Below are 23,138 nucleotides of genomic sequence, written 5' to 3'. Positions count from 1 at the left end.
GGTGTGAGTGTGACCGCGAGGACCACCGCGGAGAAGATCGCAGATTTGCGGGCCCGCTTGGAGAAGGCACAGGACCCTGGCTCCGAGCATTCTCGAGCTAAACGCGACGAGGCGGGTCGCACTACCCCACGCCAGCGGATTAACGCGCTGTTGGATGAGGGAACATTCGTCGAAATTGGTGCCCTGGGGAAGACCCCTGGCGAGGAAGACGCCCCCTACTCCGATGGTGTTGTCACTGGTTATGGTCGTATAGATGGCCGTCCAGTGGCTATCTATGCACATGACAAGACGGTGTTTGGTGGTTCCGTGGGGGTCACCTTCGGTAAAAAAGTCTGCGAAGTCATGGACATGGCTATTCGGATTGGCTGCCCGGTGATCGGGATTCAGGATTCCGGCGGCGCCCGAATCCAAGATGCGGTGACCTCCCTGGCCATGTATTCAGAGATCGCCCGACGCCAAATGCCGCTTTCTGGGCGTAGTCCACAAATTTCCATCATGCTGGGTAAATGTGCAGGTGGTGCGGTCTACGCTCCGGTGACAACAGATTTCGTTATTGCTGTTGACGGGGAAGCAGAGATGTATGTCACCGGTCCCGCGGTGATTAAAGAAGTCACTGGAGAAGACATCACCTCTGCCGAATTAGGCGGTGCCCGACAGCAAGAACACAACGGAAACGTCTCTCTTGTGGTTGAGAGTGAAGAAGCCGCTTTCCATGCAGTTCATGAACTCCTCGATCATCTTCCTCTTACCTGCTTCGAGGAAAGCCCACTTTTCGAAGCCCCTAGCGATAAAGAAATAGGCGTTGACCTAGAGCTTGACTCCTTTATGCCGGATGATACTAATGCCGGATACGACATGGTTGAGCTGTTGGAAAAATTAGGTGACGACGAGAATATCTTAGAGATTCAGCCGAATTTTGCTCCGAACCTGATAACCGCATTTGGTCGGATAGATGGTCGAAGTGTGGGATTTGTAGCAAGCCAGCCGATGCAATACGCAGGCTGTATTGATGCTGATGCTGCGGATAAAGGCGCACGGTTTATCAGGATCTGTGATGCTTATAATATCCCGCTGGTGTTTGTGGTTGACACCCCTGGATATTTGCCGGGTGTGGAACAAGAAAAAGTAGGTCTTATTCACCGCGGGGCAAAGCTAGCTTTTGCCGTGGTGGAGGCAACCGTACCAAAAATCACGCTTATTGTGCGGAAGGCCTATGGCGGCGCCTATGCCGTGATGGGCTCAAAGAATCTGACCGGTGATATTAACTTGGCCTGGCCAACGGCGCAGATCGCGGTCATGGGGTCAGCGGCAGCTGTGGTTATGCTGCAAGGAAAACAACTAGCAGCGGCACCGCCCGAACAGCGAGGATACCTCAAGAAGCTGTTTATGGATTTCTATGATGAAAACATGACCAGCCCCTATGTAGCTGCTGAACGCGGCTATATCGATGCCATGATTCAGCCGCGAGATACCCGGCTGGCGCTGCGTCGAGCTTTAAGACAGATGGCTGATAAACAAGACGCAGATCTTCCGAAGAAACACACGATTATGCCGATGTAGAAGGGCTGGCCGGCGGCGGGGTGCGTCGGCCTTTCTTATAGGCGGAGTAGAACATGACACCGATGAGGATGAGCGTAACCCACAGCGCGTAGCGGTTAATTTGGTTCACGACCTCGATGACCTCCTCACCGAAGCGGGCGCCTAAGAGAGCGAAGAAAGTGTTACGCAGAATGACACCGACAGCGTTGGTGACAAGAAACAGCCACAGTTTTATTCCCTTAATTCCGGAGAGGATATTGCATATCACCAAAGTTGGCATAAAGGGAACATAGGAGATAATGGTTGCAGCTAGCAGCCACGGTGCTGGGAGCTTTTGGAGGCGGTTCACCCAATAACGAGTCCGGCTAGAAGAAGCAGTGAGCTGCGCTAGATATTCCGCACCCCAGTGACGGCCCACCAGCCACCATAGCGGAACTGTCCATAGTGCACCGACCAGCGATAACGCCACAATAAGGACAATGGGACTGCCGCCGGCGGTGGAGTGGGCGCCACCGACTACAGCGGAGGTAAAACCACCGATGAAAAGAGCGTATATCTCCGGGCGGTTAATCAACCACACCCTCAGCGGTAGGGCGATGAGCCCGACAGCTACGCTCAGCGCCATATATCCGAAGATCACGTAGTCGATCTTCCGTGGATTCTTGAAATAGTGCGGAAGCTCAGGGCGAGGATGAGAGTCTTCTGTGCTCATGAAGAGGTAATCCTTCATAACAGACTAGGAAAATTACAACGAGCACAGTTTAGAGGATTATCGGCTGAAGCGTTTGACCTATAACCAGCGAGGTGGCGAAGGAACACTCTCTCGATCCAGAGCTGTAACCCCTTCTGCTCCTCTTCCTGAAGCCCAGCGAACGAGGCCGGACAAACCGCCGGAAATAATCGTTTCTGGCTCCTCGCTGGAGGATAAAACCGTAACTTCCAGTTGGTCTGCAGGATCCACCAAAGTCAGACCCACTCCAACTCCGCTGCTACGCCACTTAGAAGTAATATCCTCTAGCAAGGATTTAAGGATAATAGAAGGAATTTCCTCGAAAGAAGCTTTGAGCCCTAGATCTACCGCATGAATCCAGACCTCACGGGTTCGCATCCATAGTGTTTCCGATGCTGGGACGCTTCTTCCTTGGGCTGTTTCCACCTGGTATTGCCAAGCCTCAGAAGTAGCCTCCCGCCAAGCCGCGTCTAGGCGGGCCACAGTGTGCGCATGGAGATTGCGCAGTGGATCAGGATCTAGCGTCGCGCCAAACTCGATCTCTCGTAGCCGTGCTTCAGGCGAGGAGTACATCGGGGTCCTTTCACCCGTTTCTGCCCAGTGCATCAGGTTACAAAGTGCAGCAGCGTTGTATGCAACATGGGCTATGAGGTGTTTTCTGGACCAGCCAGGCAGAAGAGTGGGTTCATCAAAATCCTCGGAAGACAATTGGGCTATTTGCCCGGAATAATGAGCTGTCCCTTGACGAGTGAGGGTTAATTGCCCCGAAAGAGGTAAATCGTGAAAGTTTTCATCCATCAGACAATCACCGTTTTGTTTGCAATTTCCCCTAAGCCTTCGATTGAAACTCTTACAGTTTCACCATCCTGGATGTATCGCTTGGGATCGCTTGCATGGCCGACGCCGCCAGGGGTGCCGGTAATGATGATATCGCCAGGGACAAGTGGATAGATGTGAGAAATGTACTCTACTAAGTCTTCAGGCTTGAAAACCAAATCATTTGTTGGAGTTGACTGGACTTTATCTTCGCCTACATAAGTGGCTAGCTCACCACCAAAGGTGAAGGAGTCAGTGGTCGTAAGCCATGGGCCGAATCCAGCGGACTTCTCCAGAGACTTTCCCTGGTGCCATTGCAGAGTGCGGTATTGCAGGTCGCGCTGGGTATAGTCATTCATGACTGCGTAGCCAGCAATGTAATCTTTGGCCTCAGAGGACTTAACGCGACGTGCGGTTTTTCCAATTACAACGGCAAGTTCGCCTTCCCAATCAAGAGCTTCGGCACCATAGGCCGGAACTTCGATGTCATCATAAGGGCCGGTGAGTGCTTCAGCGAACTTCACGAACAGAGTCGGGTACTTTGGTAGGTCCCGCCCCATTTCCCGAATATGGTTGGCATAATTTAAGCCAACGCAAATAATCTTCCGGGGATTAGGAACGAGAGGCGCTAAATCAGTTTTCTCGAACTCGATTAATTGCCCTGAAGCGTCCTTCGCGATGTTTCTCCAGTTTGCATCTGTAAGGAGTTCACCAAGATCCTTGAATCCGGGGATTAAGACTGCGGTATTTTCAGTCTCTATCCGTGCTGCAGAGGTGGTCTGGTTTTGCCGAATAGTAGCGAGACGCATATGTTCAGATTCCTTTCGGAGAGAATGTACGGTTCAGGTGTAGGGCTTCGAATATCGGGTGATCTGAAAAACAGAACAGATCGACACCTTCATTTCCAGCTTCAATGTGCCATTGCTGCCAGGATGGGACGTTAACGATGTCGCCTTTAGTTGCTTTGAAGGTTTGCTCACCAACTTGGACGGTGGCCTGGCCTTCGAAAACTTGGAAGACGCGATTTCCGACTTCGTAGAGCGGCTTAGTGGAGACGTTAGCCCGTAAGCGGTGGAATTCAGCCCTAATAGTAGACATCACATCTCCACCAGTTGTTGGATTGCTAAATCTAATAGCGGCATGTCCCGGCTCGTAGACACCGGGGTACCCGGCATCTTCTAGCTCCAGCTGAGCATTAAGCGCGCTGTCTGTATGTTCCCAGGCATAACGGCCAATGGGAGAAGAGCTCATGGGTCCAGGGAAAGCCAGGGGACGAAGTCCGGGGTGTGCCCATAATTGTTCAGAACGAGATTTCTCTGGAGTGCTTTGATCGGTTAGTTCTTCAGAACCAAACTCGAAAAAGCCAGAATCCATTTGATGAGCAAATGGAATATCGAGGCCATCTAGCCATGCCATCGGTTCTGTCGCAATATTGTGGTGACCGTGGAAGTTCCATCCTGCAGTTAGCAAGAAATCACCTCTACGCATAGGGACGGGATCACCATTAACGACCGTCCAAACGCCTTCACCTTCCAACACAAATCGGAAAGCATTTTGGGAGTGTCTATGTTCTGGTGCGTTTTCTCCCGGTTGGAGGTACTGAATTGCACACCACAAAGTAGGTGATATGTAAGTATTGCCGTCAAGACCTGGGTTGGCGAGTCCGATCGCACGGCGCTCTCCTCCTCGGCCTACGGGAACTAGAGTTCCCGATTTTTTTGCTAGACGGTAGAGTTCCTCCCATTTCCAATGATGGGAAACTGCCTTGGGCTCAGGGGTTGAAGGCATAAGTCCATCAATCTGAGTCCATAAAGGTTTGATATTGAGGTTTTCCATCTCTTGGTAAATTTGCTCCAGTTCCTCGGCTTCTTCAGGGATAGGGCCGGGCACTACGCATGACTCTCGCACAGCCTTATGGTCCTCGCCGAGTAACTCTGTTTTAACCTCGGCATCTAAGTTATCCACGTTCCCTCGCTTTCCACGCAGCTCAATCGTTTTCATGAAAATAACTAGTCAGATAGCCAAATTGATTCGAATGCGATTAGCTCTCTGCCTAAAATTTAGGAGCCTATGTTTGTAATCCAAAGCACATTCCATATATTGGAAAATTAGGGATGAATTCCCGTGGTTGAGATCTTTACTCTCTTCAAAGATTCGGAATGCGTCGTGTGGTTCTTCTCGAGAACTTGGTTGAGTTCCTTACAACGACGAACCATTATTTCGATACAGCGATCCCTGACCTGGCGGAATCTTGAAGTAGGAATCGCCAAAGAGAGCGCTCCTAACGTATCACCAACATCGTTGCGTAATGCAATGCCGATGGCGGATACATCTTTTTCGTACATTCCCTGATTTACGGCGAATCCTTGCTTTCTCACTCGATGCAGAACCCGACGTAAATCCAGCATCTCTTTCTCCCCCATATCAGGATATAGGCTGGATAATTCGTGTGTGGAGAGATCGGTGAGAGTAGCTAATCCTCCAGAATTTAGATGAGCTGGAATAACCTGACCTCTTCGGTTTCCTACCCGAACGGGCAGAGATCCTTCTTCAGAATGAAGGAAATGGCAATTGGTCCCAGAGCGCACAATTAGGTGGCAGGTTTCATGGCTCTCACGGGAGATCGCGGTAATGTGATCCTGGACTAGCCGTGTAAGTGCAAAACCATACCCAGGTTTAATCCCCGTGGAAGACAGTGAAGGGCCAGCTAGATAGGTCCGAGACTCTGTTCGGGTTGCAAAACCACGGTAGGTCAGCATCTGGAGGATTCGGTGGGCCCTGGGGGGATTAATGTCAAGGTCCTTCGCCAGCTGAGTAACCGAAGTGCTTCCCTTTTCTCTAAGAAGCAAAACGCTAACGAGAGCCAGATCAACCGTGGCGAGATAGTCCTTGGGCTGAGAGGTAAAAGGTGGGGGAGTGAGCATAGATTTGTCTTCCAAATAGCGGAAAAATCTTTTCTATATCCTACATCACAGTCACTATCTCAATATGACGGAAGTAATAGTTACTCCTCAGATAGGTGAGGAGAGAGATAAGAGCAGCATTAAACGTCTAAGCTTTTTAGGGGTCAGCGGATCCTCGCTTGTGGCATTACTGGTGTGCTGGGTCTTTGTAATATTCGATGGCTATGACCTGATTGTTTATGGCACCGTGCAGACCTCTTTGGCTAGAGAATGGAATTTAACGAATACCACTCTGGGAACCATAGGTTCCACTGCCTTTTTAGGGATGGCCCTGGGAGCCATCTTTATCGGTCGGATCTCTGACCTTGTTGGTCGAAAAAAGGCTGTCTTGCTATCTGTGGTTATTCTCTCGGTATTCACTGTCTGTTGCGCCTTTGCGCCAAACCCATGGTTTTTCGGGGGTTTAAGGTTCGTTGCTGGTTTAGGTTTAGGTGGTTTAGTCCCATCAGTCAACGCTTTAACTGCTGAGGTAGCACCAAGACGAACAATGTCGGCGTGGGCAACCCTCATGATGTCTGGGGTTCCCCTCGGTGGATCCTTGGCAGCTTTACTCGGAACAGGCGTAGTACCAAGCCATCCAGAATGGGGCTGGCGAATAATGTTCCTTGTTGCAGTTATCCCCCTAGCGGTTGGAATACCGCTAGCGATGAAGTATCTACCTAAAGATCTAAAACCTGACGCCAACAAGAAAGCTGCCGTTCCGGAAAGTTCAGGTTTCAAAGATTTGCTTGGTTCCAAATACCGCACGATTTCGCTCTGGTTCGCTTTGGCAACCTTTGTCACGCTATTTGCGTGGTACGGACTTGGAACTTGGCTTCCCAGGTTAATGGAAACCGCTGGTTATGACTTAGGTGCAGCATTACTGTTCACTCTTGCCCTGAACATCGGTGCAATTATTGGATCAGGACTCACCGCTTGGGCTGGAGACCGATTCGGACCACTTCAAGCGGGTATTATCGCTGCCTTTATAGCAGGTGTGGCACTTTGCTCTTTATTGGTTATGCCACCGGTTTGGGCAGTCTATCTAATTTTGATTTGTGCTGGTGTAGGAACGCATGGGTCCCAGATTTTGATAATTGCTGCCATTGCAAATGGATACCCGGGTAGTTTGAGGGGCACAGCCTTAGGGTGGGCACTAGGTACTGGTCGAATTGGGGCGGTAGTGGCCCCTCAACTTGCTGGCCTGTTTTTAGGGTGGGGATTCGGTGTCAACTCTAATTTCATTCTCTTTGGGTTCTCGGCATTACTGTCATCGTTTTTGATGTTCCTGGTCTTGCGTAAACAGCTCAAGTGAGCAAGACCAAAAATGCAGAACTATGGAAGGTAGAAAAGTGAACTTAAAAGAAAACAATGCTTCTTTGGAGGGCACGAGAATCATCATTTCGGGTGGGGGAATTGGTGGTGTTTCTGCTGCGCTAGCTTTAGCACAAAAGGGTGCGGCTGTAGAACTCTTCGAAAAATCGGCAGAGTTCAGAGAGGTCGGAGCAGGACTCCAAATAGGTCCTCATGGGTGGAGGATGCTAGAACAGTGGGGAGTTCTCGATATAGCAGTTAATGCCGGTTATCTCCCAAAAGCAATCCAATTCCGAGATGCGGTCTCTGGTGATGACTTGTTAAGACTTAGCTTTGATGAAGATTTTGAACGACACTACGGCGGTCGGTACTTGGTCATTCACCGTTCAGACTTACTAAGTATTTTGGTAGATGCAGCTCGAGACGCTGGGGCGCAGTTATTGAATAACGTGAAAGTAGTGGATGCAGCCACTGAGCATGAAGGTGATTGCGTCAAAGTGAAGGCAGAGATTAAAGACCAGCACGGTCTACGGTCTGTTGAAGCGGAAGTCTTGCTTGCTTTTGATGGGATTCACTCTACTCTCAGAAAGAAGTTTATTTCAGATCAGCCTGTTCCTTCTGGATATGTTGCTTATCGCGGAACATCCTCACTTGCTGAAGATAAAGGCATGAGTGAATTAGAGGATGTTTTGGGTTACATTGGCCCAGATTGTCATTTCATCCAATACCCTTTGCGGTGTGGAGAGCTACTAAATCAAGTGGGTGTATTTAGGTCAAAAAATTATTTCGACGCGATTGACAACGGGGCTGTACCTGAAGAATGGGGAACAAATAAAGAACTCTCGGTAGCTTATAAACATTGTCATCAATCGGTTCAAAGTCGCGTTGATTATCTTTGGAAAGATCGATGGTGGAAGATGAGTGATCGCGAGCCTTTAGATAATTGGAAGAAGGGCCGTATTATTCTCCTAGGTGACGCAGCGCACCCTCCTTTGCAGTACCTGGCGTCGGGAGCAGTAATGGCTATGGAAGATGCTGCTTGCATTGCTGATTATGCAGCTGATTACGTGGCTGAAAATGGTGAAGTAAATTGGGACCATATTCTCGACGAAGTACAAGCGGAACGGATTCCACGGTGTACTAGAATCCAAACAACTGGGCGGTTCTGGGGGGATCTCTGGCACGAGTCTGGCCGTGCTAGGGCTATCAGAAATGAGCTGTTTCGTGCTGTTAGCGGAACCGGTTGGTACAAGTATGCAGATTGGCTCTGGCGGTATGACCATCGAGAAAGGGCATATGTGAAGAACCCGGATCTAGGAAAAATGCCTGAAGAATTAAAAGATATTGTTGGTTCTTAGTAGTCTTCAGCTAGAGGAGACGACTTGTAAAACTGAACGGCAGTAGAACACTCATAAGTCAGGTTTTGGGACTCCATTAAAGGCATGAATGAAGAATAGTGTCTTTAATGGAGTTTTTAACTGGGGCGGACTGGAGGCAATTGGTTTAGTTCCCGCCGTTTCCCTCTCCGCCTCCAGTGTTATTGTCCTTGTCTCCCTCATCTGGAGTTGCGGTCGATGACGCAGTGCTAGTGGTTGTGGTTTTGTTGTCATCCTTATTATCATCGCCGGGTTTTTCTTCACCTGGTTTCGGCGTTTCGGGGGCAGGGGCAGGAGCTTCACCGCCAGGCGCCGGGGCAGGAGCTGCGCCTCCAGCTGCAGGTGCCGGTGCTGGGGCTGGCGCCGGAGCGTTGTGATGATGTCCCCCGGAAGAGCCGGATCCGCCCTGAGGTTGCGGTTCCTGGTTCTGGCCGCCGCTTTGCTCTCCCTCGGTTATCATGTGTCCGCTTGAACGGGTAGTAGAGCTTGAGGAGCTGCTGGATTTAGAGGTACTGGTACTGGTGCTCGTAGAAGTGGACGTTTCCTTGGAATCTCCACTGCATGCGGTGCTAAAAGTGAGGGCGCCGAGGAGAACTGGAACGGCAACGAGGCGGGAAAATTTGATTTTCATGAGAATTATCTTTCTAGCTCCAAGGAATAATCTGACTAGTTTTTAAGATTAAAGGATGGGAAGAGAAACACATCACACTACCCCTATCTGGGTAGAAAGTTTCTGGAGAAATCCGGCTATCGTGTAACGATGTAAAGACCCCAGGGGATTACACTAAAGAATCCCGATTACCGATCCTTAAGTGGAGGATAAACTTATGCTGAGCATCACCATTGACATCATCGGTGAACTGATCAACGCTGTGGTTGTGGCAGCTGATTACGCTGGTTTTGAAATCAACAAGTTCATCAGCCAGTTCCGTTAAACCCCGATGGGCTCAATGTAGCTTGAGGTTAAAAAATAGCCCCTGCGGTTATCTGTATCAGGATGACACCGCAGGGGCTATGTTGTGGCCTAGTTTTGAAAGCGAAGAAAGCATCGAGATTCCAAGCCAGTGAAGTCTCGGTATTCGCAAAACCCCAGTGCTTCATAGAATTTCCGCTGTTTGTCCTACCCGTCGGTGATCAGGACGTGCTGCCGGCAGTGTATAAAGGGTTGAAAAACTCGGTTCATGAGTTCTCGCCCTATTCCCTGGCGCTGGGTAGTGGGGCGAACCAGGATATCTTGCAAGTAAGCAATGGTGTGGCTATCCCCAACAATTCGGGTTAATCCTAGTAGTGTGCCGTTATCATCGCGGGCGGTAACGACGTACCGGGAATTCCCTACTCCGGAAACTAACGCTTCAAGATCGGAGGTGTAGGCACCCCACCCCACGGAGTTATATAAATCCTCAAGCTCTGAGGCAGGAAGGTGCTTTTCACCTTGATAGCGGATAGAAGATTTTACAGGATAAAGTTTAGCCACGTTTCTTCGTGCAGAACCGGGAGTAGAGGAAACGCCAGCCAAATAACAAGATTGCTGAGGTAATTCCCGCTACCAGGATGAAGCTCCAGTGGGGGAAAGCGGCGTGCTTGATACCCCAGATTGCAAGGCCTACGACGACGGAACACACCCAGATAAGAACGCCCGCCGGAGAGAGCGGAAGGCCAGGTAGACGTCGGATATAAATAATCGCCCACGCCAGGGCCAGACCTAGCCAAAATGGCCAGGCTGAGTTGAGAATTCCGAGGAAAGATAAGGGGAGATCGGCGGAATTATGAGCTATCCGAGCAAGGAGAGCGAACAGGAATATAGCGAGGGCATCGATGCCAGCGATAGCGGGTTTAGTCATGACTTCGAGCTTAATCTTCTGGTGGGTTTGAATCCGCTTCGGGCGTAGTGAATCACATAGATCACCCAGCCAATAACGGTGATAGCGATGAAGGAAATCAGACGATAGATAATCACTGCTCCGGTGGCGGTGGTGGCAGTCATGCCGGTAGCGACAAGGGTTCCCACGAGGGCAGCTTCAACGGTACCGAGGCCACCGGGGGTGACTTGGGCGGTGCCAGCGATTTTTGCGGTGACAAAAGCAAGGACCACGCCGACGAGAGTGGTGGAGTCGGGTTCGGGTTCAAGCCAGGGAAGCGAGCCGGTGATAGCCCAAACAGAAGCCCACAGTCCGAGGATGTCAAAAACCCAATTCATGAGGGACCAAAAAGCGGCGAGGCTGAAGCGTGTTGGGCTGAGTTCCACGGAACGAAGTTGAAGGATTTGGTGCCTCACCGTATCGACCCAGCGGTTAGCTGGGGCGCGGGTGAGTTTATTAAAGCGGGTGATCAGAGCGATGACACCGTGAGCGAGAAACTCTGGGTTGCGGGAGATGTAGAACACTGCTGCTGCGACAGCGAACATGAGGGCTAAGGTGCTGAATAGTGAGGCGAGGGAAAGGTGGGCGCCTAAGAGGAATACCCCGAGCAGTCCGAGCACCGCAAGCCACATGCTTGATAGGACTCCGGAGAGGACGATGAACCATGAGGATAGAACGACGCTGGCTCCCCAGCTGCGCTGGACGTGGAAGGAGAACACAGCGGCGAAGGCGGGGCCGCCGGGTAGGGTTGTGGCCCAGGCGTTAGCGGCAAAGGATAACCGGGTGGTATCGCGACGACGCATCCGGGGCGCACCGTTTTCTAGTAGCAGGTACATCACTTCCGCCATGGCGACGAGCGCAAGAGCGATGAAGAGAAAAACTAAAAGAATTTTGAGTGGCGATACTTGGCCGAGGGTAGCGATGCCTTCTTCGATGAAGCCTAGTTGTTTGCGGAATGCAATATAAATGCACAGGAGAGCGAAGAGGGAGATAGTCCAGGTGATGATCTTCCTCTTCGAGGCCTGCATGTTACTCCAATTCGTTTCGTGTTTGCTGCTCTATTTCTAATCGTCGCATGAGTTCTGAGAAGGGGATGAGCTCATCATCGTCTCGGGCGCGACGTCCGTGGCGGGAAGTCTCATGGTCCTCCACAATTTCCGCCTCATAGATCCCTTCATCTTCTTCGTGCCAGTCTGGACATGGATCAGCCGGCGGAGATTCCGGAGCTGGCTCGGAGCTAGAAGAAACAGGCTGTGCAGCTGCAGCGGGCTCCGGATGGGGGCGAGCCGCTGGCACATATTCGGCTCTAGGTTCCGGCACCTGCTCGCCATGTCCGAGGTGTGCATAGGCGGTGCGGATAAATCTTGGCGCCCACCAGTTATCTTCACGCAAAAGATGCATTACGGCGGGAACCAGGAACATTCGGATTACTGTGGCGTCGAGGAACAACGCCGCAATCATGCCGAACGCAATGTATTTCATCATCACGATTTCGGAGAATCCAAACGCCCCGCAAACCACAATCATAATGAGCGCAGCAGCAGTAATGATGTGTCCGGTGTGGGCCGTACCGTATTTAATAGCCTGGTCAGTACTGGCTTTTCGATCCCTAGCTTCCACCATTCGAGAAACCAGGAAAACCTCATAGTCGGTGGACAACCCATACATGATGGCAAGAAGCAGCACCAAGATAGGACTCATCAGCGGACCAGCGGTGAAGTTTAAGAGATCGGCACCTAAACCATCGACGAACATGAGGGTTAAAATTCCGAGAGTGGCCCCCATACCTAACACAGTCATGATGATGGCTTTTGCCGGTAGCACGAGGGACCCGAAGACGAGGGACATCAAGACAAAAGTCGCTATGACTACATAAAGAGCCATCCACGGAAGTTTATTGAGTAGTGCCTCAATGGATTCCACTTCCAGGGCAGGGGTGCCCCCCACGTACATCTTCACACCTTCAGGGGTGGAGATATTGCGCAGTTGTTCCACCACATGCTGATTCAAGGAACGATCTTGAATACCAGCGGAAAGCACCGTGGTGCCGTTCTTAGTGGATGAAGCACTGAACCTCCCGGTAAGCCCCTCAACCGCGTTAGCTTGTTGATAAATCTGCACGAGCTGACGGTTATCAGCGTTTGTCACCACCAGTTTTACTGGTTCAGTGCGGAAAGCCGGGAACGTGTCGTTGAAGTCATCCTGGGCCACCCTGGTTTCATTCTTCGGGGGCAGATATGTTTCATTGATCCCACCAAAGGTCACGCCCACCAGCGGAATGGCGAGAGCTACCAACACGCCGGCAACAACCACGGTCGAAACCTTGGCATGTTTCATCGCCCAGGCGGGGAGACGGTACCAGAAGGTGTCTTCTAGCCGACGGGCTTTCCTTGAGGTTCGACGCACCGCCCAGCGGTCAATATTCTTACCCAGCATGCTGAAGATGCTGGGTAGAACAGTTAGGGACAGCAAAGCAGCGAGACCTACGGCGGAGATCGCTCCGTAGGCAACTGACTTTAAGAACGCCTGGGGGAAGACAAAAAGACTCGACAGCGCCACCGCGACCATCGCGGCGGAGAACACCACGGTTTTTCCTGCGGTAGCCGTAGTTATTGCTACAGCAGTTTCTACCTTGATTCCTTTATCCATTTCCTCGCGGAACCGAGAAACCATGAATAAACCGTAGTCAATGGCTAGGCCTAAGCCCAACAGCGTTACCACTGATTGGGCGAAGATGTTGACCTGGGTGAATCCAGCAAGAAAAGAAAGCACCCCGAGGGAACCGAGGATGGACAGAACGCCGACAATCAGCGGCATTGCGGCGGCGACAACGGAGCCAAAAACTATGAGGAGCAGGAGGCCGACAGCGGGAAGGGCATAGATTTCAGCGCGGTGGATGTCGCCCGCCATTCCTTCATCAAGGGCATCGGCGACAGCGGTGGCGCCAGCTACTTGGATGGTAGTGCCGCCAGGCAGTTCCCCGACAAGTTGATCTTTGATGGCTCGGAAGTCTTTGAGAGTTTGTTCACCATCTCCTTTTAGCCCCAGCGCCGCAAAAGCTTCGGTGTGATCCTGGTTGATGAGTTGTACATTACGGGTATCAAAGTAGCTGGTGACATGATCTACCTGCGGTAGTTCTGCGATGTTCCGAAGATGTTCCTGGGCCGCCCCAAAGGTGCGAGGATCATCCAGAGTGCGGTCAGAAGGGGAATGGAAAAGCAGAATGACGTCGCCATTGTTGTCTCGGCCAAAGGTTTCTTCTTCAATCTGGGCCGCCTGAGTAGACGCCGAACCTGGGTCATCCCACCCTTCTTGGCTCATCCTTTCGGCCAGGCGGGTTCCCAACACTCCATAGAGAGCTAGTACTGCCACCACAATGACAATCGGGATGATTCGCCGATGTCGGTAGGCAAAATATCCCCACTTTTCGAACATTGCGGCCCTTCCTTGATTGAACTCTTCAAACCTTTGTAGAGCTTAGAGCTGATCGCGTTGATGTTCCAAAGCCGTCAGTGGCCGGAACGGTTGCAACCAGGCCCCGGAGTCGGGGAGTTGGTCCAGGTTAATCCGAGGTAGCGGTTCCCGAAACACCTGCGGAATGTCTTCTAGATCAATAAAGCGTAAGAGGTCACTAGCTACTGCCCAGGAGGCATGTTCATGGAACCCCAGTACGGTAACAGGAAGACCTTCTTCAGCGAGTTCTTCAAGAAGCTCCCGGAAATTCTGACCGTCAGCACTAGCTACCACCAGCCCACGCAACACCCCTTCAGCATGGCGACGTCGAATATGGTCAATCATGTCCGGATCAACATCAGATTCTTCAGTCAGCTTTGGTTTGGCGAATACTGCGAAACCTACATTCCGTAGTGCTTCCACCCACGGTCGAATAACTTCCGCACCATCGAGGTACACGTTGGTAAAGACAGTGGCTTCCGGAACAATCTCCTCAGACATGCGTTGGGACTCTTCCACCAGCCATCGGCCTACCGCATCAAAGCGAGGGCGTTGTTGTGAGGAAGGCCGGCCACCCAGCAGCGCCCCTAGTCCCATATCCAGGTTTGGCGCGTCCCACACCAGTAATAAGGTGTTCTCCTCGGGATGCGAGGGGCCGCCGAGGTGGGGGAGCCGAGGATCATCGTAGCTACTCATTATTAAATCTCCCGGGTATCGGGCGCGTCAGTACGCTGCCATAGAAATTCAGAAATTGAATGCTCCATCCGTAACCCACGGTTTTCGAATTTGGTCAGTAGTTGTCGGTCAGTAAGTTGCGGACACTCATCCCAAGGCCAGCCCCGGTAGTCCAATAAAGGTTCGACGTTCACCAGTTCTGAAATCCACTCGGCATAGTCTGCATGGTCGGTTGCCACATGGAGCACACCGCCAGGCTTGAGCCGGTTAGCAATCAGATGCAGCGGACCAGATTGAATGATTCGCCGCTTATGGTGCCGAGCTTTAGGCCACGGATCTGGGAAGAATATCCGTACTCCATCGAGGGAAGCGGGTGGAAACATGCGCTTCAGCACTTCTATTCCATCGCCTTTGAGCATTCGGATATTACTTATGTCATTAAGTACAATCTGGGTTAATAACTTAGCTAGTCCTGGTCGATACAGTTCTACGGCGATGATATTGGTATCTTCTTCCAGCGGCGCCATCGCAGCTGTCGATGTTCCCGTGCCAGACCCAATTTCCAGAATGGTTTTCGCCCCCTCTCGGCTGAACCATTCCGGAACGTCGAGTACCTCATCGTCAAGTTCCCGACCAAAGCGCGGCCAGTATTTATCCCACCGAGCCTGTTGGTTATCGCTTAAGGTCCCACGTCGAAACCCGATTGACCCTAAGCGCGGATACGCCAGTCCATCGCGAAAGTCTGAGGGCTGTTGATAAGAGCGGGTACCGGGCGTTTCAGAATTATTAGACATCCAGGACATTGTTGCGTTAACTCCCTAGGAACTGCAATTCCCGATGGCGATAATGGCGCGGTTCGTACTGCGAGAAATCTCACAGTGTTCAACTGCTTTTCTTGCTCCATAAATTCATCGTCACGTAACACGGGGGTGAAGGGGGTGCAACCACCGGCGGTAGCGGGTTGAGATCGCGCAAGGTTCGGACGTAGGCGTCGAGCCTCTATGATGATGAAGTTAGGAACAGTGCCCTAATCCGGGGGTATTAATTTTGTGCCGTGAATCACTCAATTCTCGGCCGGGGTGGATACAACCTGCCCTGTCAGCAAAATTCCCCGCGACAACGGGGGGAAGTCATTACCCTGATAAGTGGATACTCCAACGAAAGTCCATCACGTCAGGAGAAAACATGAGCATTGAGATCAAGGGCTTGGAAACACCTGCTCCGACGGAGAATCAGGAGCTGCTGAAGTGGATTGCCGAGGCAGTTGAACTATTCACCCCAGAGCGTGTTGTTTTTGCCGACGGTTCCGATGAGGAATGGAATCGTCTTGCCAGCGAACTGGTTGAAGCTGGCACCCTGGTCAAACTGAATGAGGAAAAGCGCCCCAATAGCTATTTGGCCCGGTCCAACCCTTCCGATGTAGCTCGCGTAGAGTCTCGCACTTTCATCTGCTCCAAGACCAAAGAAGGAGCCGGTCCTACCAACAACTGGGCTGATCCGGATGAGATGAAAGCGGAGATGACCGAGCACTTCCGTGGCTCCATGAAAGGACGCACCATGTATGTGGTGCCCTTCTGCATGGGACCCATCACTGACCCGGAGCCAAAGCTGGGTGTGCAGCTCACCGACTCTGCTTATGTTGTCATGTCCATGCGCATCATGACCCGCATGGGCCAAGAGGCACTAGATAAGATTGGCCCCACCGGAGACTTCGTACACTGTCTCCACTCCGTGGGAGCTCCGCTGGAGCCAGGCGAGGAAGACGTCCCCTGGCCCTGCAATGACACCAAGTACATCACTCAGTTCCCAGAGACCAAAGAGATTTGGTCCTACGGTTCCGGATACGGCGGAAACGCCATCTTGGCTAAGAAGTGCTACGCACTGCGCATCGCCTCTGTCATGGCTAAGGAAGAGGGCTGGATGGCTGAGCACATGCTTATCCTGAAGCTCATTTCCCCCGAAGGCAAGGCCTACCACATATGTGCCGCGTTCCCCTCAGCGTGCGGTAAGACCAACCTGGCTATGCTCACCCCCACCATTCCCGGCTGGAAAGCAGAGGTTGTGGGCGACGACATTGCCTGGCTGAAGCTGCGCGAGGACGGATTATATGCAGTTAACCCAGAGAATGGATTCTTCGGCGTAGCACCAGGAACGAACTACTCCTCCAACCCCAACGCCATGAAGACCATGGAACCGGGCAACACCCTCTTTACTAACGTGGCCCTTACAGATGACGGCGACATCTGGTGGGAAGGCATGGAGAACAAGCCTAACCACGCTATTGACTGGAAGGGGAATGAGTGGACCCCAGACGGGGAAAGCCGCTCTAGCCACCCGAACTCCCGCTACTGTGTTCCCATTAAACAGTGCCCGGTGGCAGCCCCTGAATACGATGACCCTAAGGGTGTCAAGGTTGATGCAATTCTCTTCGGTGGACGTCGGGCCGACGCTGTGCCGCTGGTAACCCAAGCTATGAGCTGGAATCATGCCACTTTCATTGGGGCCACCCTGTCCTCCGGACAAACCGCTGCCTCTGCAGAAGCCAAGGTTGGCTCGCTGCGCCATGACCCGATGGCCATGTTGCCGTTCATTGGATACAACGTGGGCGACTACCTCCAGCACTGGATTGACATGGGCAAGAAGGGCGGCGACCGGATGCCCGCAGTGTTCCTGGTGAACTGGTTCCGCTGTGGTGATGATGGACGTTTCCTCTGGCCTGGATTCGGTGATAACTCACGTGTTCTCAAGTGGATTGTCGACCGCATTGAAGGACGAGTTCCTGCTCGCGAGACCCTGGTGGGTTATACCGCTAATGCTGAGGATCTGGATCTTGAAGGATTGGACATCCCCTTGGATGATGTCAAGGAAGCACTGCGGTCACCGGCCGAGAAGTGGCAAGGCGATTTGCCTGATAATGAGGAATGGTTGAAGTTCCTTGGGCCTAAGGTGCCCCAGGAAATCTGGGATGAGTTCGAGGCACTCAAAGAGCGGATCGCTGATCGGCTCTCTCGCAAGAGCTAAACCCAACTAAGATTCTTTCCATCGCGTAGCCTAAGGATTTTATCCTTGGGCTATGTGTTTAGGCGGGAAAAGGGGAAATCACACGATTTTCTATGGATCGGGTCATGATCTATATTCACGGTGCTCAGAGATATTTCCTCCGACTTCGCAGCAATAGCTAACCGGCGATGTAATGATGACGATGTACGGTTACGGCTACCCAAGGGGTAGGAACCACCTCACTGGAGGACTCCATATCCTCAACAACCTCGGCTATAAGATCAAGCAAGCCACGCTCGGCCTGCTGCCGGCCTGTATCCAACCATGACAAAGAGGGGAATTCAGTCACGGTTGCCAGAATTCTAGGTCTTCTTCAGTGCTTCCAGTTTTCAATTGCTTCTAGAACTTGGTTGACCTGATAAGGCTTGGCTTTGCCCTTTGCGTTGTGAATTTTGAATTGCCAGAACGATGCCGCCAATAAAATTTAAACTTTTTAAAATTTTCTAAAAAATAATAATTTCGGTAATTCGTTATTATTTAACTAATAAAGGCTGTTCTTCCCTAATGGGCGAAGAATTAACTTGATAATACCTGTTTACGTGCTTATTGTCGTAGTATGTGCTCTAGCGGTGGTGTTACACGCTCTAGCAGTGACGTTATAGCAAAGCGTTCTTTTGTTTGGTCTGCTCTGTCTTCATCTGGGTATGCCCTTAAAGATGCACTAAAATTCTCTTTTCCTGTCACGATTGGCCTGTGTTTGGCGCGCCTAGTAGAGGCAGCCTTACCAGCCCTGCAGGTGTACGTAGTTGGTCACGTGATTGCCGGTCGTTCAGGCGCGAATCTAACTCTTTGGGGAGTAGTGCTGCTGGTTGTGGTGACTGGTGGGATTTTGCCGCTATCGGCAATGGTTGATGCTTTAAATCTGCGCTTACAGTTTACTTTGCGTTATGCCTACACATATGAAGTAATCGACCTGTACGCATCATTAACACCAGCACAAAGGCGCGATAGTTCGGTTATTGATGAAGTGCAAGCTGCCCACGATTCCATCCCTTTTAATCTGTCTTGGCAAGCTAGCAGTGCACTGAACATTATTGGTGCAATTACCACCGCGGCCTTACTATTTTCTTCTTTGGCGAACTTGGACGTGGTTGCTGCGTCGTTAGTGACGCTTTCTTTGCTGCCACAGTTGTTCGGCTATTCATTGATTGCTAAGGCTGAAAATTTCTATTGGCCCAAACAGGCAGCTACCTCCCGACGGGCTGACTACCTTGAAAATCAGTTACGTTACGCCCGCCCGGGGACGGAATTGTCCGTCCTGAACGGTGCCAATCAGGTCGCAAACTGGGCCAAAGCCAAGCATGAGATCCTGCGCGGATACTGGATGAAAATCATGTCAATCCGTTTTGCCTCCGCTCTTGCCTCCGGTTTCTTCGCTCTAATCTTGATCGCCGGCGCATTAAGTTCCCTTATCTGGCGCTCCCAAGTTCCTATTGACATGCTCGCAGCTGCGATCTTGGGTGTGGTTTCAGCAATGTTAGCTACGAAAAGTGCCGGAAGTGCCTACGGGGAACTTATGGCTTCCGCACCTATCGTGATGCGCTACTTGAATGTGCGGGCCACACTGCACTCCACGACCAACGAGGATGACGCCCACAACTGAAAACGCCGGCTGCTCCCAACACCCTCATGCAATGTAAACAGGTGTATTTTTCCTATTCTGACCAGAGTGAAAACGTTCTCAATGATCTGTCTCTAGCGGTCGAGGTAGGAAAAATTGTTGCGGTTGTAGGGGCTAATGGGGCTGGAAAATCTACCGCCGTGAAGGTGCTGACTGGACAGCTAAAACCCAAAGCAGGCCAGCTGTATAGCCGCCTAAGGGCAACCGACGTGGCGATCATGCCGCAGGATATTGAAAAGTTTGAGCTCAGCATTCGACAATTTCTTTCTTTACCCTATTACGGCACACATGTGCCCAGCGACGCGGAACTTTGGGGAGTCCTTGAAAAAGTAGACCTAGCCGACTATGTGAACGTGTTATCGCACGGGCTAGATACCCAGCTAGGTGAACAGTGGGACGGTACAGATCTTTCCGGTGGTCAATGGCAACGACTGGCCTTAGCCCGCACGTTACTCAGTGACGCCAAACTTCTTGTGCTGGATGAACCGACGTCTTCGGTAGATGCTGAAAGCGAAAGCAAACTGTTCCGTATGCTCAAAGCTGAAACCCCCAAGCGTAGCGTCTTGTTGGTGAGCCACCGTGCTTGGACGCTACGCTACGCAGATACAATCTATCTCCTTGAAAATGGCGCGCTTGCCCAAAGCGGGGACTTCGAAGAACTGAAAAACCAAGCGGGCCCTTTTAGGGACTTATTCGAAAGTCAAGACTGGAATCAAGAAGAACGTGATGAACTATAAAGCGAGTATGGCCTTGGGGGTCACGGTGTGAGACCGAGCTGTGTTAGCTCACCTGGACTATCCACATCAGTAGTGAAGCGGCGATGATCAGCGCGAGGGCAGGGTAGAAAACCCAGGTTGATATCTGGTGATGAAGGGGTTGCGGCCACCGGGGCCTATTCCACCACAATAATCCCACGCCAGCGGCTCCGGGGAAGTTCCAGAGAAGAATCTGTTGGATAAAGATCACTGGAAGGAAAATTCTTAGGAGTGGAGAAAACCCCTGGGATGTGAGCGATTTTAAGAAAACTGCCACAATAAGGGAGAGACAGGCAAGGGTGAAAGCTATTGTGAGTCCTGGATCTGTAGATAAATCCTGAAAATTATTCGAATTATTTCGGAGACCTAAAGTACGGAGAGCAAGAAAAGCAAGAGCGGAAAGTAACCAGTACCAAAAAAGAATAGTGGAGATTTTTTGAGGGCTAGTAAGAATTTTCATTATTTTCCATTTTTTGAATTAAAAGTTTTCTGATAATAAAGTCCACTAGAATATGAAGCCCAATGAGGCTAACAAAATCTTTGGAGCGTGGTGACACGGGAATGGGTGTGGACTGATATGTGAGTAAATGGTCACTGGCTTCGGCGATGTACCCGTTAGTGTGTGCTGCAAGACAGATAATCTTCACCCCTCGGGCTTTGAGTTTTGTCAGGATATTCTCATAGCCGGGGGTGGCACCAGAGAGGCTGAGGATCATGACCACGTCCTCTTTTTGGATAGCGCCTAAACCATTTTCCAGTTCTAAATGAGAAGGGATAAGAACACAGAAATACCCGTAATTAAGAAGGGCTTTCATGAGTTCTTTGGCGGCTAGCCGTTGGGAATATCCGGTAGCGCAGAGATAGATCACCCTAGCTTTGTGAATAATATTAATTGGGGTAGAGAATTCCGGAGAGTTCAGGAGGGTATCAATGCTATTCATAGTATCTGCCCGAACTCCCTCAAGAAGATCTTGAGAATTAAAGGAATGGCCTTGGCGTGAGTTCTTGATGAAGAATTTGAGTTCCGAAAAACCTGCGAAACCCAATTTTTTGGACAGTCTGATAACGCTAGTAGTTGAGCTAAATGTTTCCCGAGCGATAGCGGAGAGGGTGGAGTTAATGACTTCATCTTCGTGATTGACGAGGTAGGTCAAGATGGTTCGTTCGGTGGTACTGAGCTCAGCAAAGGTTCCAGTTGCGCAGGCATGTTCCACAAGATCCATATCGTCCGAGGATAGTCGGAGAATATGGATACGCGGAGAGGTATAGCTATGATGAGGCAGATTCCGGCGTTGTGGTGTGGAGGAGTTCCTCAAAGCGGTCTCGGACTTGTGGCACATCCATGCCCACAATGACTTGGTAAGACGATCCCTTTCGGACAATTCCCAGGGCCCCGGCTTCTTTAAACTCTCCATCGGAAGTGGACACAAGCGTTTCATCATGGACGGTAACCCGTAGCCGGGTAGCACAATTGGTCACGCTAGCGATATTGTCTTGACCTCCCAGCAGCCTGAGGAAACCGCGGGCCCGGTGAGCATAGGAATCATCTTCTTCCTCCCCGTCAGCAGTGTTGTTTTCCGCAGCTGCTGTGGTGGAACCGATTGTGGCCTGCTTCTTACGCTCCCGATACTCTTTCTTGGAGTAGAGATGAATATCCTTGCCCTCGTCTTCTCGGCCAGGGGTCTTGAGATTGAGTTTGAGGATGAGGAACCTAAACAGTAGGAAGTAGATCACCGTAAAACTCAAACCAATGAAGATTTGGATGAGGTAGGTGGTGTAGTGACTGGACCATAAGGGGATCCAGTTTTGGAACAAGAAATCAATAAGCCCACCGCCAAAGTTGCCGGATACCCCAAATGCGTACATCGTTGAGGACATTAACCCGGCGAGGATGGCATGAAGCACAAAGAGTAGCGGGGCGGCGAAGAGGAAGGTGAATTCCAAAGGTTCGGTAATGCCAATGAGGACGGCCGTGAGACAGACCGGGATGAGTAAGGAAAGGACCTCTTTACGTCGTTCCTTAAAAGCTGTGCTGTAAAAAGCCAAGCAAATGCCAATGGCGCCGAAGACTTTGGAGTTGCCATGTAATGCGAAGCCGCCACCAGGGAATAGGGTGCGCAGATCTTGATCTGAATTAGCGAACGTGCTGAGGTTATCAATCCAGGTGCGCTGAATTCCGTCAGGGTAGACGGCTGGGCCGAAAACGAAAGGAGTGTAGACGAAGTGATGAAGACCGGTGGGAATGAGGAGGCGTTCTAAGGTGGTATATATGGCGACGCCAATGACCCCGGACTCTACGAAGAATCCCTGCATACTAGCAATGCCGTGCTGGAAAATAGGCCAGACAAAACACGTCAGCAGGGCGAAAGGAAGCATTAAGAGGAAGCAGGCCCCGTAGACAAATTGGGTGCCTTGGAAAATTCCTAGGAAGTCCGGCAATTTTTTCTCGAACCAGCGATTATGTGCCCACACCACGATCGCGGAGATAATAATGGCACCCAGGATGCCGGTATCAAGGGTTTTGATGCCGGCTACTAATTTCAAGCCTGAGCTACCGCCTGGATCAGCGGAGAAATCCACTCCGAATGTGTCACCAAAGAGTTCGAGGAGAGAAGAAACAAAATACTGGAAAGTGAGGTAGACCATTCCGGCCTCAAGGACCGCGCGCCCCTGCGCTTTTTTAGCCAAAGCAATAGGTAGCCCCAGCACGAAGAGGATCTCCATTTGATTGAAAATGGTCCATGCGCCGGATTGCCACACTGTCCAGAAGCTAAACCACCATGTTCCTTCTTCTGCGATACCGCCTACCAGGTCTGCATTGAGTGCGATGACTGAGAGACCTACGGCCAACCCGGCGACCGCGAAAATCAGAACAGGGGCCAGCATTGCGCTGCCGAAGCGCTGAATTTTCTCCATCATGGTTGTGATTCCTTTAATTCTTCAGGAATGAATGTGATCTGATTTGACTTTAAAGCTGGCTTTCTTCCTTGGGGACCTA

At 51.2% G+C, this 23,138-nt stretch carries 23 protein-coding genes; 6 read left to right on the top strand and 17 right to left on the bottom strand.

Features of this window, described 5'->3' with window-relative positions; genetic code table 11:
• Nucleotides 1-9 precede the first annotated feature (9 nt).
• On the top strand, nt 10-1,560 hold the full coding sequence (locus GP475_RS11635) for an acyl-CoA carboxylase subunit beta (protein WP_187974517.1): 1,551 nt from the start codon (nt 10-12) through the stop codon (nt 1,558-1,560).
• Here the strand turns inward: GP475_RS11635 and GP475_RS11630 are convergent.
• The 5 genes from GP475_RS11630 to GP475_RS11610 form a co-directional block, all read right to left on the bottom strand.
• A complete protein-coding gene (locus tag GP475_RS11630) occupies nt 1,547-2,251 on the bottom strand; it encodes a DedA family protein (RefSeq protein WP_187974516.1) in 705 nt (234 codons plus the stop codon). The two genes, GP475_RS11635 and GP475_RS11630, sit on opposite strands and share 14 nt — an antisense overlap.
• A 78-nt stretch (nt 2,252-2,329) precedes the next feature.
• Entirely contained in the window at nt 2,330-3,067 is a 738-nt protein-coding gene (locus GP475_RS11625) for a maleylpyruvate isomerase family mycothiol-dependent enzyme (RefSeq protein WP_187974515.1), read from the bottom strand.
• On the bottom strand, nt 3,067-3,894 hold the full coding sequence (locus GP475_RS11620; RefSeq protein ID WP_187974514.1) for a fumarylacetoacetate hydrolase family protein: 828 nt from the start codon (nt 3,892-3,894) through the stop codon (nt 3,067-3,069). The genes GP475_RS11625 and GP475_RS11620 overlap by 1 nt, the downstream gene beginning before the upstream one ends.
• A 4-nt stretch (nt 3,895-3,898) precedes the next feature.
• The gene (locus GP475_RS11615) at nt 3,899-4,921 is read right to left on the bottom strand and encodes a cupin domain-containing protein (protein ID WP_224399781.1); all 1,023 of its coding nucleotides are present in this window, start codon (nt 4,919-4,921) and stop codon (nt 3,899-3,901) included.
• A gap of 272 nt (nt 4,922-5,193) precedes the next feature.
• A complete protein-coding gene (locus GP475_RS11610; protein WP_187974512.1) occupies nt 5,194-6,009 on the bottom strand; it encodes an IclR family transcriptional regulator in 816 nt (271 codons plus the stop codon).
• A gap of 64 nt (nt 6,010-6,073) precedes the next feature.
• Here GP475_RS11610 and GP475_RS11605 point away from each other — a divergent pair, with 64 nt between their 5' ends.
• Together GP475_RS11605 and GP475_RS11600 are read left to right on the top strand one after the other, a co-directional pair.
• On the top strand, nt 6,074-7,342 hold the full coding sequence (locus GP475_RS11605) for an MFS transporter (RefSeq protein ID WP_187974511.1): 1,269 nt from the start codon (nt 6,074-6,076) through the stop codon (nt 7,340-7,342).
• A 37-nt stretch (nt 7,343-7,379) separates the two neighbouring features.
• Entirely contained in the window at nt 7,380-8,699 is a 1,320-nt protein-coding gene (locus GP475_RS11600) for an FAD-dependent monooxygenase (protein ID WP_187974510.1), read from the top strand.
• Between the two features lie 145 nt (nt 8,700-8,844).
• Here GP475_RS11600 and GP475_RS11595 read toward each other — a convergent pair whose 3' ends face one another.
• From GP475_RS11595 to trmB, 7 genes are all read right to left on the bottom strand, one after another.
• Nucleotides 8,845-9,348 (bottom strand): hypothetical protein, encoded by a 504-nt coding sequence (locus tag GP475_RS11595; RefSeq protein WP_187974509.1) that lies wholly within the window; start codon nt 9,346-9,348, stop codon nt 8,845-8,847.
• Nucleotides 9,349-9,837: 489 nt separating this feature from the next.
• A complete protein-coding gene (locus GP475_RS11590; RefSeq protein WP_223144666.1) occupies nt 9,838-10,191 on the bottom strand; it encodes a GNAT family N-acetyltransferase in 354 nt (117 codons plus the stop codon).
• Nucleotides 10,184-10,558 (bottom strand): DUF3054 domain-containing protein, encoded by a 375-nt coding sequence (locus tag GP475_RS11585; RefSeq protein ID WP_187974508.1) that lies wholly within the window; start codon nt 10,556-10,558, stop codon nt 10,184-10,186. Before GP475_RS11585 ends, GP475_RS11590 begins: the two co-directional genes overlap by 8 nt.
• Nucleotides 10,555-11,604 (bottom strand): lysylphosphatidylglycerol synthase transmembrane domain-containing protein, encoded by a 1,050-nt coding sequence (locus GP475_RS11580; protein WP_187974507.1) that lies wholly within the window; start codon nt 11,602-11,604, stop codon nt 10,555-10,557. The genes GP475_RS11585 and GP475_RS11580 overlap by 4 nt, the downstream gene beginning before the upstream one ends.
• 1 nt (nt 11,605) lies before the next feature.
• Nucleotides 11,606-14,011: an MMPL family transporter gene (locus tag GP475_RS11575; RefSeq protein WP_187974506.1), complete on the bottom strand. Its 2,406-nt coding sequence runs from the start codon at nt 14,009-14,011 to the stop codon at nt 11,606-11,608.
• A 42-nt stretch (nt 14,012-14,053) separates the two neighbouring features.
• Nucleotides 14,054-14,725, bottom strand: a complete 672-nt coding sequence (locus GP475_RS11570; RefSeq protein ID WP_187974505.1) for an NYN domain-containing protein — start codon at nt 14,723-14,725, stop codon at nt 14,054-14,056.
• A gap of 2 nt (nt 14,726-14,727) precedes the next feature.
• On the bottom strand, nt 14,728-15,507 hold the full coding sequence (gene trmB, locus GP475_RS11565) for a tRNA (guanosine(46)-N7)-methyltransferase TrmB (RefSeq protein WP_187974504.1): 780 nt from the start codon (nt 15,505-15,507) through the stop codon (nt 14,728-14,730).
• Nucleotides 15,508-15,889: 382 nt separating this feature from the next.
• Here trmB and GP475_RS11560 point away from each other — a divergent pair, with 382 nt between their 5' ends.
• Nucleotides 15,890-17,725 carry a phosphoenolpyruvate carboxykinase (GTP) gene (locus tag GP475_RS11560; RefSeq protein ID WP_187974503.1) on the top strand — a complete coding sequence of 612 codons (1,836 nt, stop codon included), beginning with the start codon at nt 15,890-15,892 and terminating at the stop codon, nt 17,723-17,725.
• 50 nt (nt 17,726-17,775) lie between these two features.
• On the opposite strand, the gene GP475_RS12580 is transcribed toward GP475_RS11560, so the two are convergent.
• On the bottom strand, nt 17,776-17,928 hold the full coding sequence (locus GP475_RS12580; RefSeq protein WP_224399741.1) for a toxin-antitoxin system HicB family antitoxin: 153 nt from the start codon (nt 17,926-17,928) through the stop codon (nt 17,776-17,778).
• Nucleotides 17,883-18,053 (bottom strand): antitoxin HicB, encoded by a 171-nt coding sequence (locus GP475_RS12575; RefSeq protein ID WP_224399783.1) that lies wholly within the window; start codon nt 18,051-18,053, stop codon nt 17,883-17,885. The genes GP475_RS12580 and GP475_RS12575 overlap by 46 nt, the downstream gene beginning before the upstream one ends.
• A gap of 510 nt (nt 18,054-18,563) precedes the next feature.
• Between GP475_RS12575 and GP475_RS11550 the strand changes: the two genes are divergently transcribed.
• Nucleotides 18,564-19,367: a hypothetical protein gene (locus tag GP475_RS11550; RefSeq protein WP_187974502.1), complete on the top strand. Its 804-nt coding sequence runs from the start codon at nt 18,564-18,566 to the stop codon at nt 19,365-19,367.
• A 26-nt stretch (nt 19,368-19,393) separates the two neighbouring features.
• Nucleotides 19,394-20,122, top strand: coding sequence for an ATP-binding cassette domain-containing protein (locus GP475_RS11545; RefSeq protein WP_187974501.1), 729 nt, complete (start codon nt 19,394-19,396; stop codon nt 20,120-20,122).
• A gap of 43 nt (nt 20,123-20,165) precedes the next feature.
• Here the strand turns inward: GP475_RS11545 and GP475_RS11540 are convergent, their stop codons facing one another.
• The 3 genes from GP475_RS11540 to GP475_RS11530 are packed head-to-tail and all read right to left on the bottom strand — an operon-like array spanning nt 20,166 to nt 23,059.
• The gene (locus GP475_RS11540) at nt 20,166-20,600 is read right to left on the bottom strand and encodes a hypothetical protein (RefSeq protein WP_187974500.1); all 435 of its coding nucleotides are present in this window, start codon (nt 20,598-20,600) and stop codon (nt 20,166-20,168) included.
• The gene (locus GP475_RS11535) at nt 20,584-21,363 is read right to left on the bottom strand and encodes a MurR/RpiR family transcriptional regulator (RefSeq protein WP_187974499.1); all 780 of its coding nucleotides are present in this window, start codon (nt 21,361-21,363) and stop codon (nt 20,584-20,586) included. Before GP475_RS11535 ends, GP475_RS11540 begins: the two co-directional genes overlap by 17 nt.
• Before the next feature lie 46 nt (nt 21,364-21,409).
• Nucleotides 21,410-23,059 (bottom strand): alpha-glucoside-specific PTS transporter subunit IIBC, encoded by a 1,650-nt coding sequence (locus GP475_RS11530; RefSeq protein ID WP_187974498.1) that lies wholly within the window; start codon nt 23,057-23,059, stop codon nt 21,410-21,412.
• Nucleotides 23,060-23,138: the final 79 nt, after the last annotated feature.

The organism is Corynebacterium poyangense, assembly GCF_014522205.1.
In the GTDB taxonomy this organism is placed as follows: Bacteria; Actinomycetota; Actinomycetes; order Mycobacteriales; family Mycobacteriaceae; genus Corynebacterium; species Corynebacterium poyangense.
This window is presented reverse-complemented; position numbering and strand designations above follow the sequence as displayed.

Excerpts from the sequence above, each read along its gene's own strand:
- GP475_RS11630 (WP_187974516.1), bottom strand. The coding sequence starts at position 2,251 with ATGAGCACAGAAGACTCTCATCCTCGCCCTGAGCTTCCGCACTATTTC.
- GP475_RS11625 (WP_187974515.1), bottom strand. The coding sequence starts at position 3,067 with ATGGATGAAAACTTTCACGATTTACCTCTTTCGGGGCAATTAACCCTC.
- GP475_RS11620 (WP_187974514.1), bottom strand. The coding sequence starts at position 3,894 with ATGCGTCTCGCTACTATTCGGCAAAACCAGACCACCTCTGCAGCACGG.
- GP475_RS11615 (WP_224399781.1), bottom strand. The coding sequence starts at position 4,921 with ATGGAAAACCTCAATATCAAACCTTTATGGACTCAGATTGATGGACTT.
- GP475_RS11610 (WP_187974512.1), bottom strand. The coding sequence starts at position 6,009 with ATGCTCACTCCCCCACCTTTTACCTCTCAGCCCAAGGACTATCTCGCC.
- GP475_RS11605 (WP_187974511.1), top strand. The coding sequence starts at position 6,074 with ATGACGGAAGTAATAGTTACTCCTCAGATAGGTGAGGAGAGAGATAAG.
- GP475_RS11595 (WP_187974509.1), bottom strand. The coding sequence starts at position 9,348 with ATGAAAATCAAATTTTCCCGCCTCGTTGCCGTTCCAGTTCTCCTCGGC.
- GP475_RS11585 (WP_187974508.1), bottom strand. The coding sequence starts at position 10,558 with ATGACTAAACCCGCTATCGCTGGCATCGATGCCCTCGCTATATTCCTG.
- GP475_RS11580 (WP_187974507.1), bottom strand. The coding sequence starts at position 11,604 with ATGCAGGCCTCGAAGAGGAAGATCATCACCTGGACTATCTCCCTCTTC.
- GP475_RS11575 (WP_187974506.1), bottom strand. The coding sequence starts at position 14,011 with ATGTTCGAAAAGTGGGGATATTTTGCCTACCGACATCGGCGAATCATC.
- GP475_RS11570 (WP_187974505.1), bottom strand. The coding sequence starts at position 14,725 with ATGAGTAGCTACGATGATCCTCGGCTCCCCCACCTCGGCGGCCCCTCG.
- trmB (WP_187974504.1), bottom strand. The coding sequence starts at position 15,507 with ATGTCCTGGATGTCTAATAATTCTGAAACGCCCGGTACCCGCTCTTAT.
- GP475_RS11560 (WP_187974503.1), top strand. The coding sequence starts at position 15,890 with ATGAGCATTGAGATCAAGGGCTTGGAAACACCTGCTCCGACGGAGAAT.
- GP475_RS11545 (WP_187974501.1), top strand. The coding sequence starts at position 19,394 with ATGCAATGTAAACAGGTGTATTTTTCCTATTCTGACCAGAGTGAAAAC.
- GP475_RS11540 (WP_187974500.1), bottom strand. The coding sequence starts at position 20,600 with ATGAAAATTCTTACTAGCCCTCAAAAAATCTCCACTATTCTTTTTTGG.
- GP475_RS11535 (WP_187974499.1), bottom strand. The coding sequence starts at position 21,363 with ATGGATCTTGTGGAACATGCCTGCGCAACTGGAACCTTTGCTGAGCTC.
- GP475_RS11530 (WP_187974498.1), bottom strand. The coding sequence starts at position 23,059 with ATGATGGAGAAAATTCAGCGCTTCGGCAGCGCAATGCTGGCCCCTGTT.